The organism is Streptomyces sp. NPDC025651 (genome assembly GCF_055558735.1).
Map to the genome: position 1 here is coordinate 201326 of NZ_JBVHLZ010000011.1, position 23541 is coordinate 224866.

A 23541-nucleotide genomic window follows, 5' to 3' on the forward strand; every position below is an offset into this window, starting at 1 on the left:
CCGAGTCCTCGGACGACGGACCTAGGACCAGGTGGGCACCGGATCGGGCGGCAGACCGAGGTGGAGTCCGAACCGCTTGCGTACGGTAAGCGCATGACGATCGATCTTGACGCCTACTGCGACCGCATCGGCTGGTCGGGGGAGCGCCGGCCCACCCTGGACGTGTTGCGGTCCCTGCACCGCGCCCATGTCACCGGCATCCCGTTCGAGAACCTGGACCCGGTGCTCGGCAGCGCTCCCTCGCTCGCGCCGGCGGACCTGGAGGCCAAGCTCGTCCACGGCGGGCGCGGCGGCTACTGCTACGAGCACAACACCCTGTTCGCCACCGTGCTCAAGGCCATCGGCTTCGAGGTCACCCTGCTCACCGCGCGCGTCCTCGTCGGAGCGAAGCCCGGCGACGTCCGGCCGCGGACCCACATGCTGATGCTGACCGAGGTGCCCGGCGAGCCCGTGCCGTACGTGACCGACGTCGGCTTCGGCAGCCTCGGCTCCCTGCTCGAACCTCTCCCGCTGACCGCCGGCGCCGAACTGCACGACGCCCCGCGCCGCCACCGGCTGGTCCACGCGCCCCACGACGGGCCGCTGCACACGTGGAAGCTCCAGGCCCACGGTACGGAGACCAGCGGCTGGGACGACCAGTACGGCTTCACGGTCGAGCCCTTCGAGCGGCCCGACTACGAGGTCATCAACTGGTACATCGCCACCCACCCGCGTTCGCCGTTCTCCCGCTCCGTGTACGCCCAGCGCACCCTCGACGACACCCATCTGTCCCTCGCCGGACGGACCCTCACCGAGACGACCGCCGACGGCATCCGCAAGAAGCGCGAGCTCACGGACGCGGACGAGGTGCTCGCCGTCCTGCGCGGGGAGTTCGGGATCCGGCTCCCCGAGGGCACCCGCTTGCCGGAGTAGCACGGCGCTCAGCCAGGGCTGTGCGCACGCGTGCGGTCGGACCAGTTCACGACGAGCGGCACGAACTGGCCGACGACGAGGAGGAGAGCCCCCACGACGAGCCAGCCCGGCTCTCCCCAGCCGATGCAGAGCAGGCCGAGCAGCGGCGGGCCGACCGCGTTGGACAGGCCCTGGCCGATGGCGAACAGACCCGAGTACTGGCCCTGCGCGTGCTCCGGGGCGAGGCCGAAGGACAACTCGAACGCGGCGGCGGCGTGCCAGAGTTCGCCCACCGTGTGGACGACCACGCCGAGCACGATGACGACGACGGCGACCCATCCGGGCGCGCCGCCCGCCGCCGCGATGAGGGCCGTGGCGAGGAGGAACGCCACCCCCGCGCGGCGCGCCACCCGGCCGGCCGCCCTGTTGTTGACGACGCCGCGGCTGACCCGTACCTGCAGGCAGACCACGAGGGCGGTGTTGACCGCCACGCTCGCGCCGACGAACCATCGCGGCGCGTCGGTGTGCCCGATGATCCACAGCGGTAGGGCGAAGATCAGCACTTGGTTCTGGATGGTCATGATGCCGTCGAGGGCGGTGAGCACCACGTACGGCCTGTCCTTGAGGGCCGGCCAGCGGCTGCCCTCCGTCGGGGCCTTCACCGGCGATATGGACGGGATGCGGGAGGAGAGGGCCGCGGAGACGAGGAACGTGGCGGCGGTGCCGAGGATCAGGGTCACGTACGCGGTCCTGGTGTCCAACTGGACGGCGACGCCGGCCGCGAGGGCTCCGCAGCCCACGGCGATGTTGTTGAGGGCGCGCAGGTAGGAGCGGTAGCGGGTGGGATTCGGGGCGCCCAGGGTGCGGGTCAGCGGGCCGCGGGCGGCCGTACCGGCCGAGGTGGCGAGCTCGACCACGCACACGAACGCGATCAGCGAGAGGAAGGACTGCACGAACACCAGCCCCGCCACGGCGAGGGCCTGCACGATGACCGCGAGCCGGAACACCTCGCGCGGGCCGCGCCGGTCGGCCAGGCGGCCCACGGGGATACCCGCGGCGAGTCCGATCAGGGCGGCGGCGCCGAGGGCGAAGCCGACCTGGGAGACCGGGAGGCCCACGGAACGGGTGAAGAACAGCGCGGCCCCGGCGATGAAGAGGCCCTTGCCTATCTGGTTCACGAAGGTCGCGGCGGCGAAGACGCGTTTGGCGCTCGTCTCGGGGATGAGGCCGCGGGCCACCAGCCAGGCCGGTAACCCTCCTCCGGTGTCCTTCGCGGCCGCCTCCTCGGTCCGTTCGCTCTGCTGGTACTGCTTGCTGGTGTCCAACTGGCTGTCCCTCCGGCTCTGGGTGGTGGCGTGTGCTCGGGATGCCCTCGTGCGCCGAGGCCTCCAGGCCCGACAGGCCCCTCCCCTCGTAGGATCGGGGGCAACGGTATGGATTTGATACCGGTACCTTCAACGAAACTGGGGGCAGCCATGGGCAAGGCGTACAACGTGATGGCGGCGACCTGTCCGAGCCGCACGGTGCTGCACCGCATCGGCGCCCGCTGGACGGTGTTCGTCGTCAACGCCCTCGACGACGGACCTCGCCGCTTCAGCGAACTGAAGGGGCATATCCGGGGCATCACTCCAAAGGTCCTGACCGAAACTCTGCGCTCCCTGGAGGCCGACGGTCTGGTCAGCCGCCACGAGTACGACGAGAACCCGCCTCGCGTCGAATACGCCCTGACGCCGCTGGGCCGCTCTCTGCTCGTGCCGCTCCGCGCCGTGCGGCGCTGGGCCGAGGAGCACGTCCAGGACATCGAGGCGGCCCGGGCCCGTCGGCCGCTTCTCTGACCCGTGCGTCGTCCGCGAACTGCCGGACGGAGCACGGCAGTTCGCGGACGACGTCGTCGCGGTCCCGGATGCGCCCGGCATCAGGAAGCGAGGCCGACGTATTGGGCGTAGAGGGCGGCCTGAGTGCGATGGGTGGCGCCGATCTTCAAGTAGATGCTGCTGAGATGGTTCTTTACGGTCTTCTCGGATATGCCGAGTTTCCGGGCGATGAGCCGATTGCTCAGCCCCAGGGCGAGCAGGCAGAGCACGCCCCGTTCACGTTCGGTGAGGGCATGGCCGGCGGGCGGCGCATCTTCTTGGAGCGCGGGAACGGACGCCGGAGCGGACGGAGCCGCTTCCCCGGGGCCGATCAGGCCGATGTGCCGGGCGTAGAGGGCGGCCTGAGTGCGGTCAGTGGCGCCGATCTTCAAGTAGATGCTGCTGAGATGGTTCTTCGCGGTCTTCTCGGATATGCCGAGTTTCCGGGCGATGAGCCGATTGCTCAACCCCAGGGCCAGCAGGCGGAGTACGCCTAACTCCCGGCAGGTGAGATTCTCGGCCGGTGCTTCTTCCACGTCTTGTCTCTTCCTCGCTTATCCCGAAGGGCATAAGAGAAAACGTTCAAGGACTTCGTGCACGGCAGCGGCCCGACATCTCGCCCACCCTGGCCGTAAGGGCCAGGGAGCGCAGGACGTCGGCGTGGCCGCCGGGGGAGGTGGGAGGGGAGACGGGTCCGGGCGTGACGTGGTGCGGGGGTACCAGGTCAGGGGGTGTGGGGGGCGGGTCTGCGGCACCGCGCGGCGCAAGGGCCGGGGCGGCGTCGAACCTCCGGTCGAGCTATGCCGTGTGAGTGGCCGAGTGATCACTCCGCCGGGTTGATCGACTTTCACTGCCGAGTCGGTGGATCTCTTTCTGAAAAACTCGCCATGAATGTCGGAGCGCGGCAGATCACCAGAAAGCGCATGTGGGCATGACGTCAATGCAATCTCCCCCGTGCAAGCATGCCAGATTGTTCGTAGGTGAAGATGGGGACGCCGCAAAGAATGGGTGGCGCCACCGGAAAGCGGCGCGTGTCTGGCGGACGACGGCGTCCCTCTTGACGCTCGATGCGTAGATTGAAACTGCTCAAGCGCGGATCAAAAGCTACACGCTCGCGCGGGCAATTGGCTAGTGTTTTTGGTTTAAATCTTGGATTGCTTGAGTCAATCACGCACGAGACTCGTCGAAAGAAGGTCTCAACAAGGATCATGGCCGGAATGCGACCGCGGTCGGCGCGACATGGGTGCAGTGACGGAATTCCGGAATCCGTCCAATGGTGCTGACGGAATTCCGGGGAGTGTCCAAAAGTTTCGACGGAATTCCCGGGTCCGTCCAAAAACGCCGGTGCCTTACGCCCGCGGGGCGGCCGCGATCTTCAGCAGACGGTCGTTCTCCTCGGGAGTGCCGATGGTGATCCGCACCCCCTCGTCGCCGAAGGGGCGCACCATGACTCCCGCCGTCTCGCACGCGTCGGCGAACGCCGGCGTACGCGAACCGAGGCGCAGCCAGACGAAGTTGGCCTGGCTGTCGGGAACGTCCCAGCCCGCGGCCCGCAGCGCACGGGTGACCCGGGCACGCTCGGCGACCAGGGTCCGTACCCGCTGAAGCAGTTCGGATTCCGCGTTCAGCGAGGCCCGGGCGGCGGCCTGGGCGAGACCGCTGACGCCGAACGGCACGGCGCAGGCCCGCAGCGCGGCCGCGACCGGCGGATGCGCGACCGCGTAACCGACGCGCAGCCGCGCCAGCCCGTACGCCTTGGAGAAGGTGCGCAGAACGGCGACGTTGGGACGGTCGCGGTAGAGCGCGATGCCGTCGGGCACATCGGTGTCGTCGACGAACTCGCGGTACGCCTCGTCGAGCACCACGAGCACGTGGCCGGGCACCCGGTCGAGGAAGTGCCCGAGCTCACCGCGGTGCACGGCCGTGCCGGTCGGGTTGTTGGGGTTGCACACGAAGATCAGGCGAGTGCGGTCTGTCACCGCATCGGCCATGGCCTCCAGATCGTGTCGCTCGTCACGCAGCGGAATCCGCACCGGAGTTGCCCCGGTGGCCCAGACGAGAAGCGGGTACGCCTCGAACGAGCGCCAGGCGAACAGCACTTCATCCCCTTCGCCGGCCGCGGCGTGCAACAGGTCCTTGGCGACCCCGAGAGATCCGGTGCCCGGCACGAGGTGCTCCGAGGGCACATCAAGGGCTGCGGACACCTCCGTGACCAGTCCACTGGCCGCCGGATCGGGATAGCGGTTGACGCGCCCCAACTCCTCGCGCATCGCGGCGACGACCGACGGCAGCGGGGGATAGGGGTTCTCGTTCGACGACAGCTTGTCCACCAGGTCGCTGGGAGCGGCTCGGCCGGGTACGTAGCGAGGCAACCCGGAGACGTCGGCGCGCAGCCGGGGGCGGGCAGGTGAGGGAGACATCGGGGGGAACTTCCTGAACGGGGGACGCGGACGGTCGTGCGCAGGCGCCGTTCATCGGGAGGGATCCGGAGCTTCTGGGCTCCGGAGCCCAGAAGCTCCGAGGGTTCGGGGCTTCGAAGCTCCGAGGGTTCGGGGCTTCGAGGGTTCGGGGCCCGCGCCACGTCAGGGCGCGCGGGCATGAGATCCAGCCCGCGCGCCGACATCGCTGCCGGGGTCAGCCGACGGCCTCGGCGGGCGCGTTCTCCTCCTCGACGGCCGTGGTCCGCACTCCCGCCCTGGCGAACTCCTCCAGGAAAGTGGGAAAGGAGAGCCGGACGTCCTCGAAGCCCGAGAACCGGTTGGCGGACCGCATCCGCAGGCCCGCCACGAACAGCGACATGAAGATGCGGTGGTCGCCCCAACTGGACAGCGTCACTCCGCCGGGGTACGTCCGCGCGCCGCGGACCTCGAAGCCGTCGCAGACCCCGTCGGCGTACAGGACCTCGATGTCCACGCCCGCGCGGCTCAGTTCGGCGGCCATGGCCTCGATGCGTGAGGCCTTGTGGAAGCGGGTGAGGCGTCCGCCGGTCACCCGCAGGCTGCCCTGCACGTACGCCCCGAGGGCGGCGAGCGTGGGCACGATGTTGGGGCAGTCCCGCGCATCCACCTCGAAGGCCCCGCACAGGCTGCCCGGCGGGTTGTCGACGGTCAGCGACGAGGTGGCCCGGTCGAAGGTGACGCTCACCCCCAGCTGCTCCAGGATCGGGACGATCGCGAACTCGCCCTGCATGCTGTCGCCGTACACGTTGGTCAGGACGGTCCGGCCCGGGAAGAGCGCGGCGGCCGCCAGCAGATACGAGGCCGAGGTGTAGTCCTCGTGCGTGGTGACGTCCTGGGCCTGGTAGGACGAGGGCTCCACCTTGTAGTGACGCAGGTCCTCCGAAGCGGAGACCTTGATGCCCGCGTCAGACAGGCTCGCCAGCGTCTGCCGGATGTACGACTGGGAGTAGACCTCGCCCGTCACCTCGATCTCCACCGGTCCCTCGGCCAGTGGCGCGGCGAACAGGACGGCGGTGATGAACTGCGAGCTGATGTCGCCCGGCAGTCGGCAGGTGCCGCCCTTCAGACCGCGCCCCCAGTTGACGACGGGGGCCTTGTTGTCGCTGACGATCGACTCGATGTCCGCGCCGAGTTCGCGCAGCGCCTGCAGCAGCGGCTCCATCACGCGGTTGCGCAGGGTCGCGTCGCCCGTCACCACGACCGGCGACGGCTGTACGGAAGCCAGCGCCGTCACGATGCGGAACACCAGGCCCGAGCCGCGGGACTGGATGACGCGCCGGATGTGCGGGAACGACTGCCCGATGCCCTGGATCTCCAGGAATCCGTCGTGCTCGACTATCTTGGCACCGAAGGCGCGGCAGGCGTTCTTCATCGTCTCCGTCTCGTCGCAACGGAGATCGTTGAAAACCCGTGACGTGCCATCGGCCAGTGTGCCGGTCAGAATTGCCCGTTGTGTCTCCGGTTTCGAAGAAGGGACGCGGAACGTTCCCGAAAAGGAATCGACCGGATCAACCTGCAGCAGCATCCTCGTATCTCCCGTTTCCCATCATTCGCCGTCTGATACCTGTGCAAGCGATGTCGCTTCGACGTCCGGGCCGGCGATATCCGCGGAGCGAGAACATGTCGTCCCACCGCTTGGCGCTTCGTTGTCGGGGCGGCAGTTCGAAAGGGCATCCTGGCGCGCACGACAGCCCTCCTCCTGCGGTGGGGGCGCGATATGAAGTTTGTGTCCCGCGCGATGCGCGGGCAATAGGTCCATCTGCCCATGCCGCCGGGTGTACGGGTCCTCGCTCAGGCCAGGAACCGGAAGGACTTCTCGTAATAGACCATGGGGGTTCCCGCGGCCTCGCTCAGGCGCGCGCCCGCCACCCGGCCGATCAGGATCATGTGGTCCCCGGCCGGGTGCCTGGCGTGCACCTCGCAGTCCAGCTCGACGAGCGCGCCCGCCACGGTCGGCAGTCCGCCGGGCGTACGGGACAGGCCCTTCGACGCGAACTTGTCGGCGCCTTTCGTCGCGAACCGCTCTGCCAGCGGCCTGTGTTCGGGGCCGAGCACGCTCACCGCGAAGCGCCCGCAGGAGGCGAACGCGGCGAACGAGTCGGCCGAGTTCGCCAGACAGACCAGGATCAGTGGCGGGTGCAGCGACACCGAGCAGAACGAACTCGCCGTGAAGCCGCGCGGCAATCCGCCGTCTCCCAGAGTCGTCACCACCACGACTCCGGCCGCGAAGCGGGCCATTGCGGCCCGGAAGTCCTCGGAGCTCGCCCGCCGTACCGTCTCTGTCCCTTGCGTCACGGCAGCACCACCACCTGTCCCGTGAATTCAGTCCGATTTCGAAGCCCAGTCGCAGGGCCGTGTCCCCGCCGCGCGCGGCAACGGCGATATCCGCGGAGCGAGAACATGCCATCCCACCGCTTGGTGCCTCGTCGTCGGGGCGGCAGTTCGAAAAGGGTTCCCTGACGCCGACAGCACTCCTCCGACGGTGGGGGTGCGGTAGGAAGTTTGTGTCCCGCGCGATGCACGGGCAATAGGCCCATCTGCCCATGGCGTTTCCTGCGCAAGGAGTTCCGGATCTTCGTTGTCGCCGGGGCGGGCGGGCCATGGTCAATGCGCCGATCAACGGAGAAACGTGCCCCGCGGGCGCTGGACGATATCGACCATCTCGCTTCCGGGATCGGTCAGTTGGACACATGGATCACCATGCTGTCGGCCCGGCTCCAGCGGGACACGGATATCGATGGCATCGACACGAATATCGATGGCATCGACACGAATATCGATGGCCTCGACACGAATATCGATGGCCTCGACATGGATATCGATGAGATCGACATGATTCCCGGTATCGGCCGCGCCGGCGCTCAGATCATCGTCGCCGAGACCGGCTGCGACAGGGCCCGGCCCGCCACTGCCGGGGATCTCGTCTCCTGGATCGAGGGCTGCCCGGCCGCGGGCGCTGGGACTTAGGTCCTATTCTGGCCAGGCCGGTCCCATGCCAGGCTGAGGCAGCGCGAACAACGCGTCGGGGGTCGTTCCCGGGATTCAGGTTCACGTTCATTCTCCGGTTCCGAAAGGCCCGCCGACACCGTCGCCGCCGCCGTCAACCGGCCGCCTCGGCCGGGCACTTCCATTTCTTCTGTGAACCGTTAGGACGACATCCATGTCCGGCGCAATCCTGTTCCTGAACCGCTGGCCCTTGTACGAGGACGAGCGGCGCTGGGAGAACCGCCTCGCCGCTCCCGAGATCGTCTTCGATCCGGAGACCGACCGCGTCACGTACGTCTGCGACGAGGGCGGCCGCAGCGGAGTGCCCGCCGACGCCGAACGGGTCCACGTCGTACCGGACTTCGGGGACCTGGACGGCGTGCTGGGGATCGTCGACGTCATCGTTCGCGACGAGGGCCCGTTCGACCACGTCATCGCCTTCTCCGAAATGCTCCTCGACCTCGCGGCGACCCTGCGCGAGCGGTACCGCGTCCCGGGCTCCGGCCCCGAGGAGACCTCCCGGTTCCGCGACAAGACCGTCATGAAGGAGACGGTGTCGCGGGCCGGCATCCGAGTGCCGCGTTGGGCGTCCTGTCGCACCGAGGCCCAGATCCTCGCGACCGCCGAGGAGTTCGGCTACCCCGTGGTCGTCAAGCCCGTGCGCGGGGCGTCCAGCCAGGGAGTGCGCGAGATCGCATCCGCCGAGGAGCTGCGGGCCCTGTGCGCCGAACGGAGCCTGCTCGACCTCGAGGTCGAGGAGTTCGTACGGGGCGAGATCCTGCATGTCGACGGCGTCCTGGACGCGGCGGGCAAGCCGCTGTTCCTGTGTACCTCGCGCTACGTCTCCACCTGCCTGGACTTCGAGCTCCAGGGCGAACCGCTCGGCTCCGTCTTCCAGACGGACCCCGTGGTGCGCGGCCGCTGCGAGGACTTCGCCCTGCGCTGCCTGACCGCGCTCGGCCTGCGGAGCTCCGCCTTCCACCTCGAACTCTTCGACACCGGCGGCGAGCTGGTGTTCCTGGAGGTCGGAGCCCGGGTGCCCGGCGCCGACGTGCCGTACGTCATCCACGACGTCCACGGCGTGAATCTCTTCCGGCTGTGGGTCGACGTGCTGCTCGGGCGCCCGGTGGAACCGCCGGTCCCCGACCCGGAGCTGAGCGGCGGCTGGCTGATCATCCCAGGGCCGAAGCCGTTGCCCCAGAAGGTCACCGCCGCCACCCCGCTGCTTGGTGAAGTGCCCTATGTGTACCGGGAGTTGGTGCCGAGGGCGGGTGAGGTTCTGGTCTCCCGGCCCGGCTCGTACGCCACGCTCCAGGGCGGCCGCTTCCTTTTCCGGGGCGGCACCCAGGAGCAGATCGAGCAGGCCGTGCGCCAGGCGCGTGCGCAGTACCGCCTGACGACTGAGCCTGTCGCGTAGAGCGCCCGAACCATCTCGTGCCATCGGCAATCGAACCGTCGAGTCCATGGAGGAAGACGTGGCCCAGTTGAACCATGCGGAGCTGGTCGACAAGAACTTCGTACTGTTCGCCGAGGGGTGCTTCGGACTCTTTACGAGCAAGATCGCCGCCTCGCTGATCCGCTACCGCGGGGACCGCTGCGTCGCCGTGATCGACAGCCGCAAGGCCGGCCAAACCGTCCAGGAGGTCCTCGGCTACGGCGGCGCGATCCCGATCGTCGGCCGCGTCGAGCACGCCTTGCCTCTGCGTCCCGAGGTCATGGTCATCGGCAAGGGCCTGCACTCCGCCGAGTTGCCCTCCGGCTGGAAGCCGCATCTTCTCGCGGCCGTCCGCAGCGGCCTCCACCTGATCAACTCGATCCACTACCGCCTCGCCGACGATCCGGACATCGCCCGTGCCGTGCGTGAGAAGGGCGTCACCGTCTGGGAGACCAAGGACTCCCCGACGGTGCCGCTCAACAGGGCCCGCGTCCTGGACCTGGACACCTGGGTCGTCCACACGTGCGGCAGCGACTCCAACATCGGCAAGAAGACCACAGCCCTGGAGATCTGGAACGAGGCCAATCGCCGCGGCATCTCCACCGGCTTCGCCGCCACCGGCCAGACCGGCATGCTGATCTCGGGGCACGGCGTCGCGGTCGACGGCGTGCCCGGCGACTTCATGGCCGGCGCGGTCGAACACGTCGTCATGGAGGCCGCCGCCGGCCGCGAATGGGTCGTCGTGGAAGGCCAGGGCTCCCTCAACCACATCGGGTTCAGCGGTGTCGCCCTCGCCATCCTCCACGGCGCCCTGCCGCACGCCCTGGTCTTCTGCCACCGCCTCGGCGCCGAGCGGACCAAGGTCTGGGAGACGCCCATCATCCCCCTGCCCGAGCTCATCCGCATGAACGAGGAGCTCTCCGTCTTCGAACGGCCCGCCAAGGTCGCCGCCGTCAGCGTCAACAGCATCGGCTTCACCGAGGAGGACTACCGCCGGGAGGCCGAGAAGATCGAGGCCGATACCGGACTGCCCGTCGTCGACCCGGTCCGTGAGGGCGGCGCCGCCCGGCTCGTGGACATCCTGCGCGCCCACCGGCGCGAGACCGCGGTCCGCCAACTGGTCCGCCGGCGCTGAGGGCACCGGGGACTGCGAGGAGATGCACCGATGAAGACAGCGATCCTGCTTCTCATGCACCAAGGCAAGTCGTACGCCGAGGAGGTCGCCGCGGCCACCGCCGGGCTCGGCCTGTCCCTGGTCGGCCTCAGCTCCCAGCCGGAGACACCGGGGGCCCTGGACGCGAGCCGCCGCCACGTGGCGGACTGCGTGGTCACCGAGGAGCCCGAACTGCGCTCCGGCGACGTCCAGAAGGCCGTACGCGAGCTCGCCGACCGGGGCTACCGGGTCGAGGCCGCCCTCGCCACCTTCGAGGGCTACCGGCTCCTGATGGCCGAGCTCAACGAGCGGCTCGGCGCGCGCGACTCCACCGAGCCCGCGCTGCGCCTCTGCCTCGACAAGTACGAGCTGCGCCGCCACCTCTTCGCCGAGGGACTGAGCGAGGTGCGGGTCCACCGCGTCGCCCCCGGCGCGACCCCCGAACTCGACGCCTCGGCACGCTGGTTCGTCAAGCCGGTACGCGGTGCCTCGTCCTTCGCGACCTTCGTCCTGGACGACGTCGACGACCTGGCCGACCTGCCCGCGATCCAGGAGCAGATGCGCGCCGACCGGCGCATGAAGGCGATCTTCATGGACCGGTACGACTTCCTGGTCGAGGAGTACGTCGAGGGCCCGGAGTTCAGCTTCGAGACCGTCGTCCTCGACGGCCGGATCCACCACCTGTGCGTCCACGAGAAGGCCCGCGTGGAACGCCTGGAGCGGACCGTCCTGGAGGGGATGTCGGTCAGCCCGCCCGTGAGTCTCGACCGCGAACTCGTCCTGGAGGGAGCCGACCACGTCACCCGCTGCCTCGCCGCGCTGGCGGGGCACGGGCTGACCGATGGCGCCTTCCACGTCGAGGTCAAGTACTGGGAGTCGAGGAAGCGCTGGGAGATCATCGAGATCAACCCCCGGATGGGCGGCAGCCTCATCAACGCCAGCGTCCAGACCGTCACCGGGCACTCCCTCCTCGCCCTGTGGACCGAGTCCCTGCTGCTGCCCGACGGCGAGCGCGACGCCTTCCACGACCGGCTCGCCGCCGCCTCCCAGTTGGAGGCCCTGCGCACCGGCGCACCCACCCGGGCGGCCGTGTTCCTCAGCAAGTACGGAGAGAAGGGGCGGACCGTGGACGCGATCCGCTTCGAGCCGCCCACCCGGCCGCCCCGGATCCTGCGCGTCCACGTGACGGAGGGAACCGAACTCGAGGCGTCCGACCGGGGGATCTGCCTGATGGACGCCCTGTGGGACGTGGCGGCCGACCGGCTCGACGCCGAGACCGCCTTCCTCGACCGACACGCGACGGAGCATTTCCATGTCCGCTACCGCTGACCTTGAACGTCCTTCCGTGCACCCTCTCTTGAAGGAGAACGCGATGAACCGCGTACAGAACACCGGGATCACCCACCCCAAGCCGTTCTACAACGAGGAGCAGAGCCGTCTGAAGAAGGCCGAGCTCGACCGCTACCTGGACAAGAAGATGGCGGAGTGGAAGGCCACCGTCCCCTTCGCCTCCCACCTGACCGAGCCCGAGCTCCACCAGGCGTACTACCGCCGCACCCTCATCGAGCACGTGTGGCGGATCCGCCTCTCCCGGGTCAGCCAGTCCAAGGCCATCTACAAGATCGCCCAGGTCGCGCCCAGGGCCGCGCGCGACTACGCGCAGTACCAGGCCGACGAGATGCTCCACGACAAGCTGTACATCAGCGACGCCCTGGCCGCCGGTGTCACCGAGGAAGAGATCCAGGCCACCGAGCCCTACCTCTCCACCCGCCTTTTCGAGGGCTTCTTCTACTACACCCTGGAGCACGAGTCGGCCCTTGCCCCGGTCGTCTCCAACTACCTGGTGGAGTACACCCAGATCAAGCTCCAGCCGGCCATCGTCGACAACCTCCAGAAGCGGCTCGGCAAGGAGAACGTCAAGGGCCAGGCCGCGCACCTCCACGTCGACGCGACCGAAGACCACTCCCAGGAGATGTGGGACATCCTCCACCAGCTGATCTTCAGCGAGGAGGACTTCCAGCAGGTGTTCAAGTACATCGACGACGTCCAGGAGATCCTCGCGATGTTCTTCCGTGAGATCTACGAGGACACCGTCGCCAAGCACGCGGAAGCCGCTGTCTGACCGCACGTCCCGGACCCGCGCCGGCGGCGGGACTCCCGCCGCCCAGCAGAGAGGAACCCCGCGAATGTCCGCACCCCACACAGACGCGCTCGTCAAGGAGTACCGCGAGAACGGCTTCGCGGTCGCCGAGCGGCTCTTCGACCCGAGCGAGGTCGCCGAGCTCAACACCGCCATCACGGAGATCCTGGACGTCCCCGACATCGGCTCCGTCGCCGAAGTGGAGCCGGGCGACAACGGCATGGCCCGCAGGATCTGGTCGCCCACCAAACAGCACTCCGCGTTCGAGCGGGCCGCCGCCCACCCCGAACTGCTCGACCACGTCGAGGCACTCATCGGCCCCGACATCCTGTTCCACTACAGCAAGCTCCACCTCAAGGCCCCGCAGGTGGGCAGTGTCGTGGAGTGGCACCAGGACTTCGCCTACTACCCCCACACCAACACCGACCTGGTGACGGCCCTCGTCTACCTGGACGACACCACCACCGAGAACTCCGCGCTCCAGGCCGTCCCCGGCTCTCATCGGCGCGGCCTCGCCGACCACTACGTCGACGGCTACTTCCGCGGCAAGGTGGCGGGTGCCGACGCCCCCGACCCGGCGCTCGCCGTGCCCATCGAGGCGCCCGCCGGCAGCGTCGTCTTCATCCACTGCCTGCTCCTGCACTACTCGTCGCCGAACCGCTCCGACCGGTACCGCCGCGCCTTCCTGCCGGCCTACCGGGCTGCCGACGCCTACCCGATCCACTTCGGCTCGCACGCCGGCCACAACGAGCCCGGGGTGAAACTGCTGCGGGGCAGCGTGTCGGACACGGCACGGGTGGAGGCCGGGGCCTGGCGCCTTCCGCTCGCGGAGCGCCCCTTCGGCTCGCTCTTCCAGCTCCAGGAGGGTGCCGACAAGAGCGCGACCGCGGCGGCCACCGGGTACGCCACGCTGGAGGAGGCGAAGTGAGAGCTCTATGAGCACGCCGAACGTGACGGTCGTCCGCGCCTGCCTGCGGAGCGGCGCGGGCGGCAGCCCCACGGCCGTCGTCCTGGAGGACGACGTGGACGGCCCGGCGCCGGGCGACGAAGCACGGCGCCGGATCCCCGCCGCCCACGGGGCCTCGCACGCCGTGTACGTACGACGCACCGGCGGCACGACCGAGCTGCGCTTCTTCACCGCGGAAGGGGAACTGCCCGCCTGCGGTCACGGCACGGTCGCCGCCCTCGCCCTCCTCGCGGCACTGCACGGCGGTGCGGGGCCCTACCGGGCCACCCTGCGTGCCGGTGGGCGCGTCTTCGCCGGGCGGGCCGAGCGAGACGGCGAGCTGATCACCGCCGCCTTCGACCCCGGGCCCGTTGACCTGCGCGAACCCACCGCAGAGGAGCGCGATCTCGTCCTTCGGGCCCTCGGTCTGGCGCCGGACGAGGCCGGGCCGAACGTCCGGATCGCCGGCGTTGGCCGCGAACGCCTTCTGGCGCCGGTCCCGACCCGGGCCGCGCTCGCCGCGCTGCGCCCGGACCTCGACCGCCTCAGGACGGCCTGCGACCGGTTCGGCCTCCTCGGCGCGTACGTCCACTCGGATCCTTCGCCCGAGGGCACGCTCGCGGCCCGGATGTTCGCCCCTTCGATCGGCGTTCCGGAAGACATCGCCAACGCCAACAGCACGGCCTGTCTCGCCGCGCACCTGGCCGGTCGGGGCGTCCACCGGATCGCCGTCGACATGGGCGACGCCCTCGGCGGCCACGCCACGATCACCGCCACGGCGGGACCGGACCTGCGCGTCGAACTCGGCGGCACCGCACGGGTGCTGACGGAGCAGGACCATCGGACTTTGAGGGATCGGAAGGTGAGAACGTGGTCGTCAGCGGCTTGTCACGCCAACCGCAGTCAGACTCCAATGAGCTGAGGGTGCACTGGAACTCGCCGCTCAGCGGGCAGCAGAAGGCGTCGGGGAAATACCGGATCGGCCGGCTCGACTTCGATGGGATCGTCGACTTCGCGCAGGAAGCGGACCGCCTGGGCGTCGACTCGCTCCTCATGGGGATCGGCTTCCACATGCCCGACCCGCTTCCGATGCTCGGCGCCCTGGTCCGCGAGACCCGACGCGTCAAGTTCCTCCTGGCCTACCGTCCCGGGCTGCTCCCGCCGACACTCTTCGCCCAGGTGGTCAACACGGTCTCGTGGATGTCGGACGGGCGGATATCCCTCAACCTGGTCGCCGGTACCTCCCCGGCCGAGCAGGCGTATTACGGGGACTTCCTCGCCCACGACGAGCGGTACGCACGCTCCAACGAGTTCCTGGACATTCTCCATCGCTTCTGGCGCGGTGAGACCCCGCTGTCCTACGAGGGCGAGCACTATCGCGTCAAGGACGCGCAGATCGGCCTGGGATACAAGGGCGGAGGCCGCCCCGAGATATACGTCAGCGGGGCATCCGACGTGGCACAGCAGACCGCCATGGACCACGGCGACTGCTGGCTGCGGTACGGCGACACTCCCGAGGGGCTGGCCGCGGCGGCGAAGCCCGTCCTGGCGCAGGGCGGCCGGGTGGGAACTCGCATGCATGTGCTGGCGAGGGAAACCCGTGAGGAGGCGTTGGCGGACCTCGCCGAGATGATGCGCGATCCCGACGAAGAACACCGCAAGCGGATCGCGGATGCCGTGGCCGCCTCGGACTCCGTGGCGGTGAACACTTCCTTCCGGCTGGCCGAGTCCACTGAATCCGACTGGCTTTCTCCCATGCTGTTCTCCGGTGCCGTGGCCTATCGCGGCGGACCGGCCCTGTGCGTGGTGGGCAGCTATGAGGAAGTCGCGGCGTATCTCTACGAGTACAAGGTGGCCGGGATCAGCGAGTTCATCTTCTCGGGCTGGCCGACCCGGGAGGAGATGCGGATCTTCTACACCCGTGTGCTGCCGCTGTTGCGCCGACGCGAACGCGCCGGGCTCTCCGCCGACCGCGCGATGAACTGATCACGGAGCCGATGTCCGGGACGTACACGCGGTACTTCGCCGGTGTCCGGTGAACGGCCGGCCGGCTCACCGTCGTTCACGCCCTCGCGAGGATCGCGGACAGCCCGAACTCGAAGCGTTCGCCGAAGGATTCCGCACCCAAGTGCGCGAGCACGCGGTGGAGGGCCGGGTGGGCGGCTTCGGAGACCGCGGCTGACAGGCGTCCCTCGAGGGACTGTTGGGCGGTGGCCTGTTCCTCTTGGGTCAGCCCCAGGGCGAAGTACGTGATCGTCCACGTGGTCCAGGCGGCCTCCCGGTCGTCGAGGCCGCCGTCCAACAGCGCACCGACCAGGGCATCGGCGAAGCGCAGGGTGTGCGGTTCGGCGGCGTTGGTGCCGACGACCAGCGCGGCTCCGTCGCGGTGGGCGAGCAGGGCGCTTCGGTAGCGGCGGGCCAGTTCGCGGACGCGCTCGTCCCAGGGGTCCGGCAGGGCGTCGAGCGGGATCTCGCCGACCACGGCGTCCGCCATCAGTTCCAGCATCCGGGCCTTGGTCTTCACATGCCACAGCACGGTGTTCATCCGCACGCCGAGCCGGTCCGCGACGGCCCGGGTGGACAGGGTGTCAAGGCCCTTCTCGTCCAGCAGCTCCAGTGCCGTACGGATCACTGTGTCGGGGGCGAGACGCGCCCCGCGGTCCTCGCTCGCTTGCCTCTTGGTCATTGACCTAGTTTACTACGGACGACACGCATTGGTCAGTGACCAAGAATGAGCTCGGGAGGCTTCATGGAGCAGCAAGTTGTCATCGCCGGGGGAGGGCCGGTCGGCCTCTGGCTCGCCGCGGAACTGCGGCGGGGCGGCGCGACCGTCACAGTCGTCGAGGAGCGTCCGGAGATCGATCGGCGCTCCAAGGCGCTCACCATCCACCCGCGCACCATCGAGGTGCTGGCATCGCGCGGCGTGCATCGGGCCTTCCTCGACGAGGGGGTGCGGATCCCGAACGGCCACTTCGCCATGCTCGACCAGCGGCTCGACTTCCGGGGCCTGGGCACCCCCTTCCCGTACACCCTCGCCCTGCCCCAGGCCCGGACCGAGGAACTCCTGGAGGCGCACGCGCTCGCGCTCGGTGCACGGATCCTGCGCGGGCACCGTGTCACCGGTTTCACCGAGCGCGCGGATTCGGTGACCGTGCAAGTGGCGGGGGAGGAGGGGCGGTTCGACCTCCGGGCCGCGTACGTCGTCGGTTGCGACGGCACCCGCAGCACCGTCCGCACCGCCGCCGGCATCGACTTCCCCGGCACCCCGTCCACCGTGCTCGGCTGGCTCGGCGACGTCCTCCTCGACGACCCGCCGCGGCCGGGCTTCGGTGCCTTCGGCCCCCGGGGCGGGCTGATGCTCGCACCGCTGCCCGGCGGACGACACCGCGTGGTCGGCGTCAGCCCCGACAGCCTCACCACCGCATGGCCCGGCGACCTCACCCTGGAGGAACTGCGGGCCAAGACCGTCGCCATCGCCGGAGGGGACTTCGGCATGCGGGATCCCGAGTGGCTCTCCCGCTTCGGCAACGCAACCCGGCTGGCCTCGGAGTACCGACGCGGGCGCGTGCTGCTCGCGGGCGACGCGGCCCACCAGCACTTCCCCGCGGGGGGCGTCGGCATGAACGTGGGCATCCAGGACGCCCACAACCTCGGCTGGAAGCTCGCCGCCACGCTGGGCGGCCGGGCCGCCGACGGGCTCCTGGACACCTACCACACCGAACGCCATCCCGTCGGCGCCCAGTTGGCGGAGCACAGCCGCGCCCAGACCGCCCTCATGTCCGCCTTCACGCCGGAGAACCTGGACCTGCGCTCGCTGCTGAGCGACATGGTCGCCGACCAGCCCGAGTTCAACCTGGCCCTGTCCGAACGCCTCACCGGACTCGGCGTCACCTACCCTCCGGCGGATCCGACGGCCCATCGGCTCACCGGCACCCGCGCCCCCGATCTGGCCTTCACCGACTCCGAGGGCAGCCTGTTCACCGTGCTGCGCACCGATGCCCACGTCCTGCTCGCCCTGGCGGAGGGCAGCGGACTCGCCGGCCTGGAGCGGCCCGGACTCGCCGTACGCACCGGAACCCTGTACCGGGCCCCGGCCGCCTGGGCCCAGGTGAGCGCCGCCCTGGTCCGCCCCGACGGGCACGTCGTCTGGGCGAGCGCCGAGGAGGACGACAGCGCGCTGGCCACCGCCGCACTGCGGGCGCTCGGCGGTGCGCAGGTTCTGTGACCGGGCTCGCCCCACTCGCCGGTGACCGACGTGGTGCGGCGGGCGCGGTCGTCTAGCGATCGCGCCCGCCCTGCGCGAAGCCGGCCGAGAGCGGGCTCTCGGCGAGTCACTCGCAGGACATGTTCACGCTGGCCCGGAAGATGTGGCCGAAGTACGGGTCGTCGAAGACCTCGAAGACCTGCGGTTCACCGACGAGTTCGCACTGGAACCTGCCGTCCCCGCTCGCCGAGTTCCGGGCGTCGTCGACCGCTCCCTGGATCGCGCTCTCGGCCGTCAGCCCGCGTCCGGCGCCGCAGTACAGCGCTGCCGTGCTCGCGGCCGCGGGCGCGGTCACGGCCAGCAGGGCGGCGACCGTCCCGGCCGCGAGGAGACCGCCCCGGGCCGTCCACCTGGTTGCTCGAAGCATCGTCGATCCCTGCCTTTCCGCGGTCGGCCCCGCCGGACGACGGGGATGCGGTCACGAACTCACCCCGTCATACGGACGCCGACTGCCGGACGTTCGACGCCTGGCCGCAGCCTGACAGTTCACGTCGAGATCTCGCCAGGCCGCGGCGGTGCCGAACTCGGTGCGACATACGCCCTGTTCGTTCGTGCCGTCCCCGGCCTACGCGGTGCGGTACGCCCGCAGGAACGTCCGCACGCCCTCGACGACGAGCGGCCGGACGCGGGGGTCCTCCGCGGCGTTCGCGGAACCGAGCCTGTCCAGCGCGACGCCGAAGGTCAGCGCGATGAACTGGTCGGCGGCGAGCCGGGGGTCGGGCACCTCGAGCAGCCCGGCCGCGGCGAAGGCGGCGAACCGCTCGGCGATCGCCTCGTCGGGGGCGTCGGCCATGGAGTTGTAGTCCCGGTGCGGCAGGTGACCGGACTCCGCCCGGACCAGTCGTTGCAGCGTCGCGTACTCGGCCGAGCCGAGCATGTCGGTCGCGATGCGCATCGAGAACGCGACCAGGGCGTCCTCGAGTTCGGCGCCCTCGGTGACGTCGCTGAGGGTGTCGTCGAGCGTGCGCTGGATCGAGGTGACCAGCGACTGGCCGACGGCGTCCACGACGGCCCGCAACAGCGTCTGCTTATCGCCGAAGTAGTCGTAAACCGTCCGCTTGGACACCCCGGCCCGGGCGGCGACCGCGTCGACGCTGGACCGGTCGAAGCCGTCGGTGAGGAACAGTTCCCGGGCCGCCGAGAGGATCGCGGCCCGCTTCGGCGTGGACCCCTCGCGCAGTGTCTTGGTGGTCGGCGTCTTGGTGGTCGGCGTCTTCGTGGTCGGCATGGGCACATCCTAACCGTCCTACACTGCACGGTGTAGTGTAATACTGGCTCGGAGGGTGCCCAACTCGTGCACCCCGTCCGCCCGGCGGAGCCGTGCCTGCGCCAACTCGGCTGCGGATGCCCCGCGTTCACCCCGCGGCACGGACTCGGACCTGTCCATGACGAACCGCCGGCAATGACGGAAGGACGTCCATGACCGCAACTCTGGCTCCACCGGCCCGCGTCGGAAAGGCCGCTGTCGTGGCCCTCGGCCTGCTGGCAGTCGCCACCGGCGCCCTGGAGTCGGTGGTGACGCCGACGCTGCCGCTCCTGCAACGCGAGCTGGGCATGAGCACGAGCGAAGGGGCGTTGCTCAGCATCGTGCTCCTCGTCACCGGCGCCCTCGTCACGCCGGTCGCAGGCAAGTTGGGCGACCGCTACGGCGGGAAGCGGATCCTGATCCGGCTGATGGCGGTGGTCTCGGTCGGTGGTCTGGTGTCCTCCGTGGCGCCGAGCCTGCCGATGCTGCTGCTAGGTCAGGTGCTGCAGGGAGCGATGGTGGGCGCGCTGCCCCTGTCGTTCATCCTGGTGCGCGCACACCTCCCCGCGGGCGAGTCGAAGGTGGCCATCGGCACGGTCAGCGGGCTGTTCGTGGGCGGCGGCATGGCGGGCACCCTGTCAGCGGGCCCCGTCGCGGAAGGTCTGTCCCGGCACTGGATGTTCGCGCTGCCGACGATCGCGGTCATCGGGGCGACCGTCCTGGTGAACAGGCTGATGCCGCGTGACCCGCCGGGCCGCTCGGACGACACCAGGATCGACTGGCCGGGCCTGGTCCTGTTGAGCGGGACGCTGGTCACGCTCATGCTCGTGCTCAGCCTCGCGCCCGACCTCGGCTCGGCGCCACTCGTACTCGGCGCCCTCATCGTGCTCCTGGCCGCCTTCGCGACCGGCTGGATCGCCGTCGAGCGCCGCGCGGCCTCACCCATGGTCGACCTGCGCATGCTGGCACGGCCCGCGATCTGGAAGTCCTGCGTGCTGACGTTCGTGATCTGCGTCGGCACCTCGGTGGCGGTCTTTCTCGTCCCGCAGCTCTTCTCGGTCTCCGCCGACGCGTACGGATTCGGGGCCAGCGCCACCGAGATCGGCTTCTTCCTGCTGCCGGGCGCCGTGGCCGCGTCGCTGGCCGGGCCGATCGGCGGAATGGGGGCGCGGCGCTTCGGCTCGCGCGCGGTGGTCACCACCGGGGTCCTCCTCATGGCCGCCGCCCTGATCGCCCTGGCGGCCGCGCACTCCGAGATCTGGCACCTCGTCATCGGCAAGGCGGCGATCTCACTCGCCAACGGCCTGTGCGTCACGGCGATGGTGACCAGCACCGCCACCTCCGTCGACCCGGGCGACACCGGCATCGCCACCAGCCTGGTCCTGGTGACGCGCGTGGTCGGCTACGCCGTCGGCGCGCAGGTCGGTGGCGCGCTCCTCGCCGCCGGGACGTCCGCCGGATCGGAGATCCCGGCCGAATCGGCCTTCGTCACCGGCTTCGTCGTGGCCGGCGCCGTCACGGCACTGTCCCTGCTCGTCACCCGCACCATGAGCAAAGGAGTCAACGCATGAACCGCACCGGTCTGTTGAGCGCCACCCGCACCGCGCCTAGGCGCAAGGTCCTGATATCCGGGGCCGGTGTCGCGGGACCCGCCCTCGCGTTCTGGCTGAACCGCTACGGATTCGAGGTGACGGTGGTCGAGAAGGCGGACGCGTTGCGCTGCGGCGGCTACCCCATCGACGTACGCGGCACCGCACTTGAGGTCGTGCGCAGGATGGGAATCCTGCCGCGACTGCGGGACGCGCACATCGATCTGCGCAGGCTGACCTTCCTCGACGGCGACGGCAAAGAGGTGGCCTCGGTCCACCCGCACAACCTCACCGGCGGTGTCGGGGGACAGGACCTGGAGGTGCGGCGCGGGGATCTGACCGACGCGCTCCACACGGCGGTCCGCGACGACGTGGAGTTCTTGTTCGGCGACTCCATCGACACTCTCGACCAGTCCGGCCACGGGGTCGACGTCACCTTCCGCGGGGGCGGCGGACGTACGTACGACATGGTGTTCGGCGCGGACGGACTGCACTCGCGCACCCGCGAGCTCCTGTTCGGCCCCGAAGAGCGGTTCCACCGCTATCTCGGCTACTGCTTCGCCGGCTTCACCATGCGCAACACCTTCGGGCTCTCCCACGAGACCGTCATGTGGAACACCCCGGGCAGGGCCGCGGCGCTCTACGCCGTGGGGGACAACGACGACGTGCACGCCTTCTTGAACTTCGCCCGCACGGCAGCGCCGTTCGACGCGTTCCGGAACCCGCGGGCCCAACGGGACCTGGTCGCCTCGGTCTTCGCCGACGCGGGATGGGAGATCCCGGGCATGCTGGCCGCCCTGCGCGACGCGGAGGATGTGTTCTTCGACGTCGTCAGTCAGATCCGCATGCCCCGTTGGTCCGACGGCAGGGTCGCACTGGTGGGCGACGCCGCGTACGCACCCTCGTTCCTCACCGGGCAGGGCACCAGCCTCGCGCTCGTCGGCGCGTACATGCTCGCCGGTTCCCTGGCCGATCGGGACCACGCCGCGGGATTCGCCGCGTACGAGCACCACACCCGTGGGTTCGTGACCGTAAATCAGAACCAGGTCGGCAAGGGCGACGCCCCCCTCTTCCCGACCACCGCCCGAGCCCTGGAGCGGCGCAACGACATGCTCCGCGGCCTCGACGCCATGCCCTCCGCGCAGGGACGACCGGCCCATTCGGCCCTCACGCTGCCGGAGTTCATGCCGATGACGTGAGCTCGAGCTCGGGCGCGTGCCGGGTTGTCAGAGGCGTCCGTTAACTTTCCGACCATGGGAAACTCAGGCGGAACATTGACGACCCGGGCCACGGGGGAGCTGCACCAGCTCATGGAGGCGGCCGGGTTCACGGGCATCGACGAGACGGAGGCGTTGGCGGAGGGCTGGCAGACGACGCACTTCGCCGACGCCGGACCCCGCAGCGTGACGGCCCTCGTCCAGCGGACCGGGACACCGGCCCTCGTGGTGTCCTACTTCGACAGCGACCTGGGTTTCATCGAGGCGGCCACGCCGGACGGCGGCACCTGGGAGGGCCTGCTCAACCGCGACATGGCGGAGAGCTACGACATACCGCTGGAGCACTTCCCGGTCGAACCCGCGGTGGCGGGAGCCCTCGCCTGGGCGGCGGCCGCCGGACTGACGTCCGATGAGGAGGCCGTCCGCAAGACGCTCACCGGGTCGGCCCTGTTCGCGGAAGAGCTTTCGGCGGCGCTCCTGGTCGCGTTGGGGCTCCCCGGCGCGACCTAGCCGGTGGCGCCTGCTCGGGCGTGAGGTCAGAAACGCTTGACGGGGTTGATGGACCGGTAGAGCACGGCGTGCTCAAGACCCTTGGCCCGCAGTGCCCGCAGTGCCCGCAGTGCCCGCAGGACGTGGGTCGGCAGGACGTGGACCGACAGGGTGCGGGCAAGGCCCTAGCCCCGCGCTTCACGTCGTGCGCCGACGGCTGTGCTGAAGCCGGCCGGGGCCCCTCGGACCCAGGCCGGAACTCTTCAGGCCGGATTCCTACAGGCAGGAAGGTGACCTGGTCACCAGGTGACGGTGCTTGCCCAAGAGGTTCACGTCCCAGTACCTGTGCGCGTACCCCATGCCGATCGCCACGACCTCCGGGCTCATCAGGGCTTCGTGGAGCCCGTTGTCCGGGTCGGGATCGGTGGCCATGTCCGCGAAGTGTCCGTCGTGGTGGTAGCCGCGGAGCATGTACTCGCTGATGTAGGAGGAGAAGAGGCCGGCGTCGCCGAGCCGTGACCGCAGGTCCCTGCCGTCGCTGCCGGTCGAGGTGAGCCTGCCCGTCGCGGCCATGTCGCGCGCGTGATTCCGGGCCACGCGAGATGCCTGGTCGGAGATCCGGAGCGTGGGAAGAGCCTGCCGCGTCCGCTCCTTGTTGATCTCGCAGACGATCCAGTCGACGTCCGGGTAGTAGTGGTCCTGCGGTACGCCCTGTCGTGGCCCGGGCGAGGGGGCGGGGGTCGGAGCGGCCACGGCCTGCGTCGGGGACAGCGATCCGCACAGGGCGATCGTCGCGGCTGCGACCGCAGCCATCGTCACGCGATTCACATCGGCACCTCTCTGGCGAGCGCGACGAGCCGACCGGCTCGTCGGC

Annotated in this window: 23 protein-coding genes; 14 read left to right on the plus strand and 9 right to left on the minus strand. The window is 69.8% G+C overall.

Features of this window, described 5'->3' with window-relative positions:
• Positions 1–93 precede the first annotated feature (93 nt).
• Positions 94–912 (plus strand): arylamine N-acetyltransferase family protein, encoded by an 819-nt coding sequence (locus ACZ4D5_RS33350; protein WP_467776209.1) that lies wholly within the window; start codon positions 94–96, stop codon positions 910–912.
• Between the two features lie 8 nt (positions 913–920).
• On the opposite strand, the gene ACZ4D5_RS33355 is transcribed toward ACZ4D5_RS33350, so the two are convergent.
• Positions 921–2216 (minus strand): MFS transporter, encoded by a 1296-nt coding sequence (locus ACZ4D5_RS33355; protein ID WP_467776210.1) that lies wholly within the window; start codon positions 2214–2216, stop codon positions 921–923.
• A gap of 150 nt (positions 2217–2366) precedes the next feature.
• On the opposite strand from ACZ4D5_RS33355, the gene ACZ4D5_RS33360 reads away from it, so the two are divergent.
• A complete protein-coding gene (locus ACZ4D5_RS33360; RefSeq protein ID WP_467776211.1) occupies positions 2367–2726 on the plus strand; it encodes a winged helix-turn-helix transcriptional regulator in 360 nt (119 codons plus the stop codon).
• Between the two features lie 80 nt (positions 2727–2806).
• Here ACZ4D5_RS33360 and ACZ4D5_RS33365 read toward each other — a convergent pair whose 3' ends face one another.
• From ACZ4D5_RS33365 to ACZ4D5_RS33380, 4 genes are all read right to left on the minus strand, one after another.
• Entirely contained in the window at positions 2807–3280 is a 474-nt protein-coding gene (locus tag ACZ4D5_RS33365; RefSeq protein ID WP_467776212.1) for a helix-turn-helix domain-containing protein, read from the minus strand.
• A gap of 813 nt (positions 3281–4093) precedes the next feature.
• A complete protein-coding gene (gene hisC, locus ACZ4D5_RS33370) occupies positions 4094–5164 on the minus strand; it encodes a histidinol-phosphate transaminase (RefSeq protein ID WP_467776213.1) in 1071 nt (356 codons plus the stop codon).
• A 214-nt stretch (positions 5165–5378) separates the two neighbouring features.
• Positions 5379–6728 (minus strand): 3-phosphoshikimate 1-carboxyvinyltransferase, encoded by a 1350-nt coding sequence (gene aroA, locus ACZ4D5_RS33375; RefSeq protein ID WP_467776214.1) that lies wholly within the window; start codon positions 6726–6728, stop codon positions 5379–5381.
• A gap of 266 nt (positions 6729–6994) precedes the next feature.
• Positions 6995–7498 carry a flavin reductase family protein gene (locus ACZ4D5_RS33380; RefSeq protein ID WP_467776215.1) on the minus strand — a complete coding sequence of 168 codons (504 nt, stop codon included), beginning with the start codon at positions 7496–7498 and terminating at the stop codon, positions 6995–6997.
• A gap of 312 nt (positions 7499–7810) precedes the next feature.
• Here ACZ4D5_RS33380 and ACZ4D5_RS33385 point away from each other — a divergent pair, with 312 nt between their 5' ends.
• The 8 genes from ACZ4D5_RS33385 (at position 7811) to ACZ4D5_RS33420 (ending at position 15848) form a co-directional block, all read left to right on the plus strand.
• Positions 7811–8170: a hypothetical protein gene (locus ACZ4D5_RS33385; RefSeq protein WP_467776216.1), complete on the plus strand. Its 360-nt coding sequence runs from the start codon at positions 7811–7813 to the stop codon at positions 8168–8170.
• A gap of 193 nt (positions 8171–8363) precedes the next feature.
• Positions 8364–9605 carry an ATP-grasp domain-containing protein gene (locus ACZ4D5_RS33390; RefSeq protein WP_467776217.1) on the plus strand — a complete coding sequence of 414 codons (1242 nt, stop codon included), beginning with the start codon at positions 8364–8366 and terminating at the stop codon, positions 9603–9605.
• A gap of 46 nt (positions 9606–9651) precedes the next feature.
• Complete coding sequence (locus tag ACZ4D5_RS33395) at positions 9652–10758, plus strand: DUF1611 domain-containing protein (protein ID WP_467776218.1); 1107 nt, start codon at positions 9652–9654, stop codon at positions 10756–10758.
• Between the two features lie 30 nt (positions 10759–10788).
• Positions 10789–12105, plus strand: coding sequence for an ATP-grasp domain-containing protein (locus ACZ4D5_RS33400; protein ID WP_467776219.1), 1317 nt, complete (start codon positions 10789–10791; stop codon positions 12103–12105).
• 43 nt (positions 12106–12148) lie between these two features.
• The gene (locus ACZ4D5_RS33405; RefSeq protein ID WP_467776220.1) at positions 12149–12898 is read left to right on the plus strand and encodes an iron-containing redox enzyme family protein; all 750 of its coding nucleotides are present in this window, start codon (positions 12149–12151) and stop codon (positions 12896–12898) included.
• Positions 12899–12962: 64 nt separating this feature from the next.
• Positions 12963–13844, plus strand: coding sequence for a phytanoyl-CoA dioxygenase family protein (locus tag ACZ4D5_RS33410; protein ID WP_467776221.1), 882 nt, complete (start codon positions 12963–12965; stop codon positions 13842–13844).
• 7 nt (positions 13845–13851) lie between these two features.
• A complete protein-coding gene (locus tag ACZ4D5_RS33415; RefSeq protein WP_467776222.1) occupies positions 13852–14784 on the plus strand; it encodes a PhzF family phenazine biosynthesis protein in 933 nt (310 codons plus the stop codon).
• 2 nt (positions 14785–14786) lie between these two features.
• Entirely contained in the window at positions 14787–15848 is a 1062-nt protein-coding gene (locus ACZ4D5_RS33420; protein WP_467776223.1) for an LLM class flavin-dependent oxidoreductase, read from the plus strand.
• A 76-nt stretch (positions 15849–15924) separates the two neighbouring features.
• On the opposite strand, the gene ACZ4D5_RS33425 is transcribed toward ACZ4D5_RS33420, so the two are convergent.
• Positions 15925–16548 carry a TetR/AcrR family transcriptional regulator C-terminal domain-containing protein gene (locus tag ACZ4D5_RS33425; RefSeq protein WP_467776224.1) on the minus strand — a complete coding sequence of 208 codons (624 nt, stop codon included), beginning with the start codon at positions 16546–16548 and terminating at the stop codon, positions 15925–15927.
• 63 nt (positions 16549–16611) lie between these two features.
• Here ACZ4D5_RS33425 and ACZ4D5_RS33430 point away from each other — a divergent pair, with 63 nt between their 5' ends.
• Positions 16612–18087, plus strand: a complete 1476-nt coding sequence (locus tag ACZ4D5_RS33430; protein ID WP_467776225.1) for an FAD-dependent monooxygenase — start codon at positions 16612–16614, stop codon at positions 18085–18087.
• Between the two features lie 106 nt (positions 18088–18193).
• Here the strand turns inward: ACZ4D5_RS33430 and ACZ4D5_RS33435 are convergent, their stop codons facing one another.
• Together ACZ4D5_RS33435 and ACZ4D5_RS33440 are read right to left on the minus strand one after the other, a co-directional pair.
• Positions 18194–18493 (minus strand): hypothetical protein, encoded by a 300-nt coding sequence (locus ACZ4D5_RS33435; protein WP_467776226.1) that lies wholly within the window; start codon positions 18491–18493, stop codon positions 18194–18196.
• A gap of 198 nt (positions 18494–18691) precedes the next feature.
• Positions 18692–19354: a TetR/AcrR family transcriptional regulator gene (locus ACZ4D5_RS33440; RefSeq protein WP_467776227.1), complete on the minus strand. Its 663-nt coding sequence runs from the start codon at positions 19352–19354 to the stop codon at positions 18692–18694.
• Between the two features lie 191 nt (positions 19355–19545).
• Between ACZ4D5_RS33440 and ACZ4D5_RS33445 the strand changes: the two genes are divergently transcribed.
• The 3 genes from ACZ4D5_RS33445 (at position 19546) to ACZ4D5_RS33455 (ending at position 22688) form a co-directional block, all read left to right on the plus strand.
• Complete coding sequence (locus tag ACZ4D5_RS33445; protein WP_467776228.1) at positions 19546–20943, plus strand: MFS transporter; 1398 nt, start codon at positions 19546–19548, stop codon at positions 20941–20943.
• Positions 20940–22160: an FAD-dependent monooxygenase gene (locus tag ACZ4D5_RS33450; protein ID WP_467776229.1), complete on the plus strand. Its 1221-nt coding sequence runs from the start codon at positions 20940–20942 to the stop codon at positions 22158–22160. Before ACZ4D5_RS33445 ends, ACZ4D5_RS33450 begins: the two co-directional genes overlap by 4 nt.
• A 75-nt stretch (positions 22161–22235) precedes the next feature.
• Positions 22236–22688 (plus strand): hypothetical protein, encoded by a 453-nt coding sequence (locus tag ACZ4D5_RS33455; protein WP_467776230.1) that lies wholly within the window; start codon positions 22236–22238, stop codon positions 22686–22688.
• A gap of 255 nt (positions 22689–22943) precedes the next feature.
• Here the strand turns inward: ACZ4D5_RS33455 and ACZ4D5_RS33460 are convergent, their stop codons facing one another.
• Entirely contained in the window at positions 22944–23480 is a 537-nt protein-coding gene (locus ACZ4D5_RS33460) for a CAP domain-containing protein (protein WP_467776231.1), read from the minus strand.
• Positions 23481–23541 lie beyond the last annotated feature (61 nt).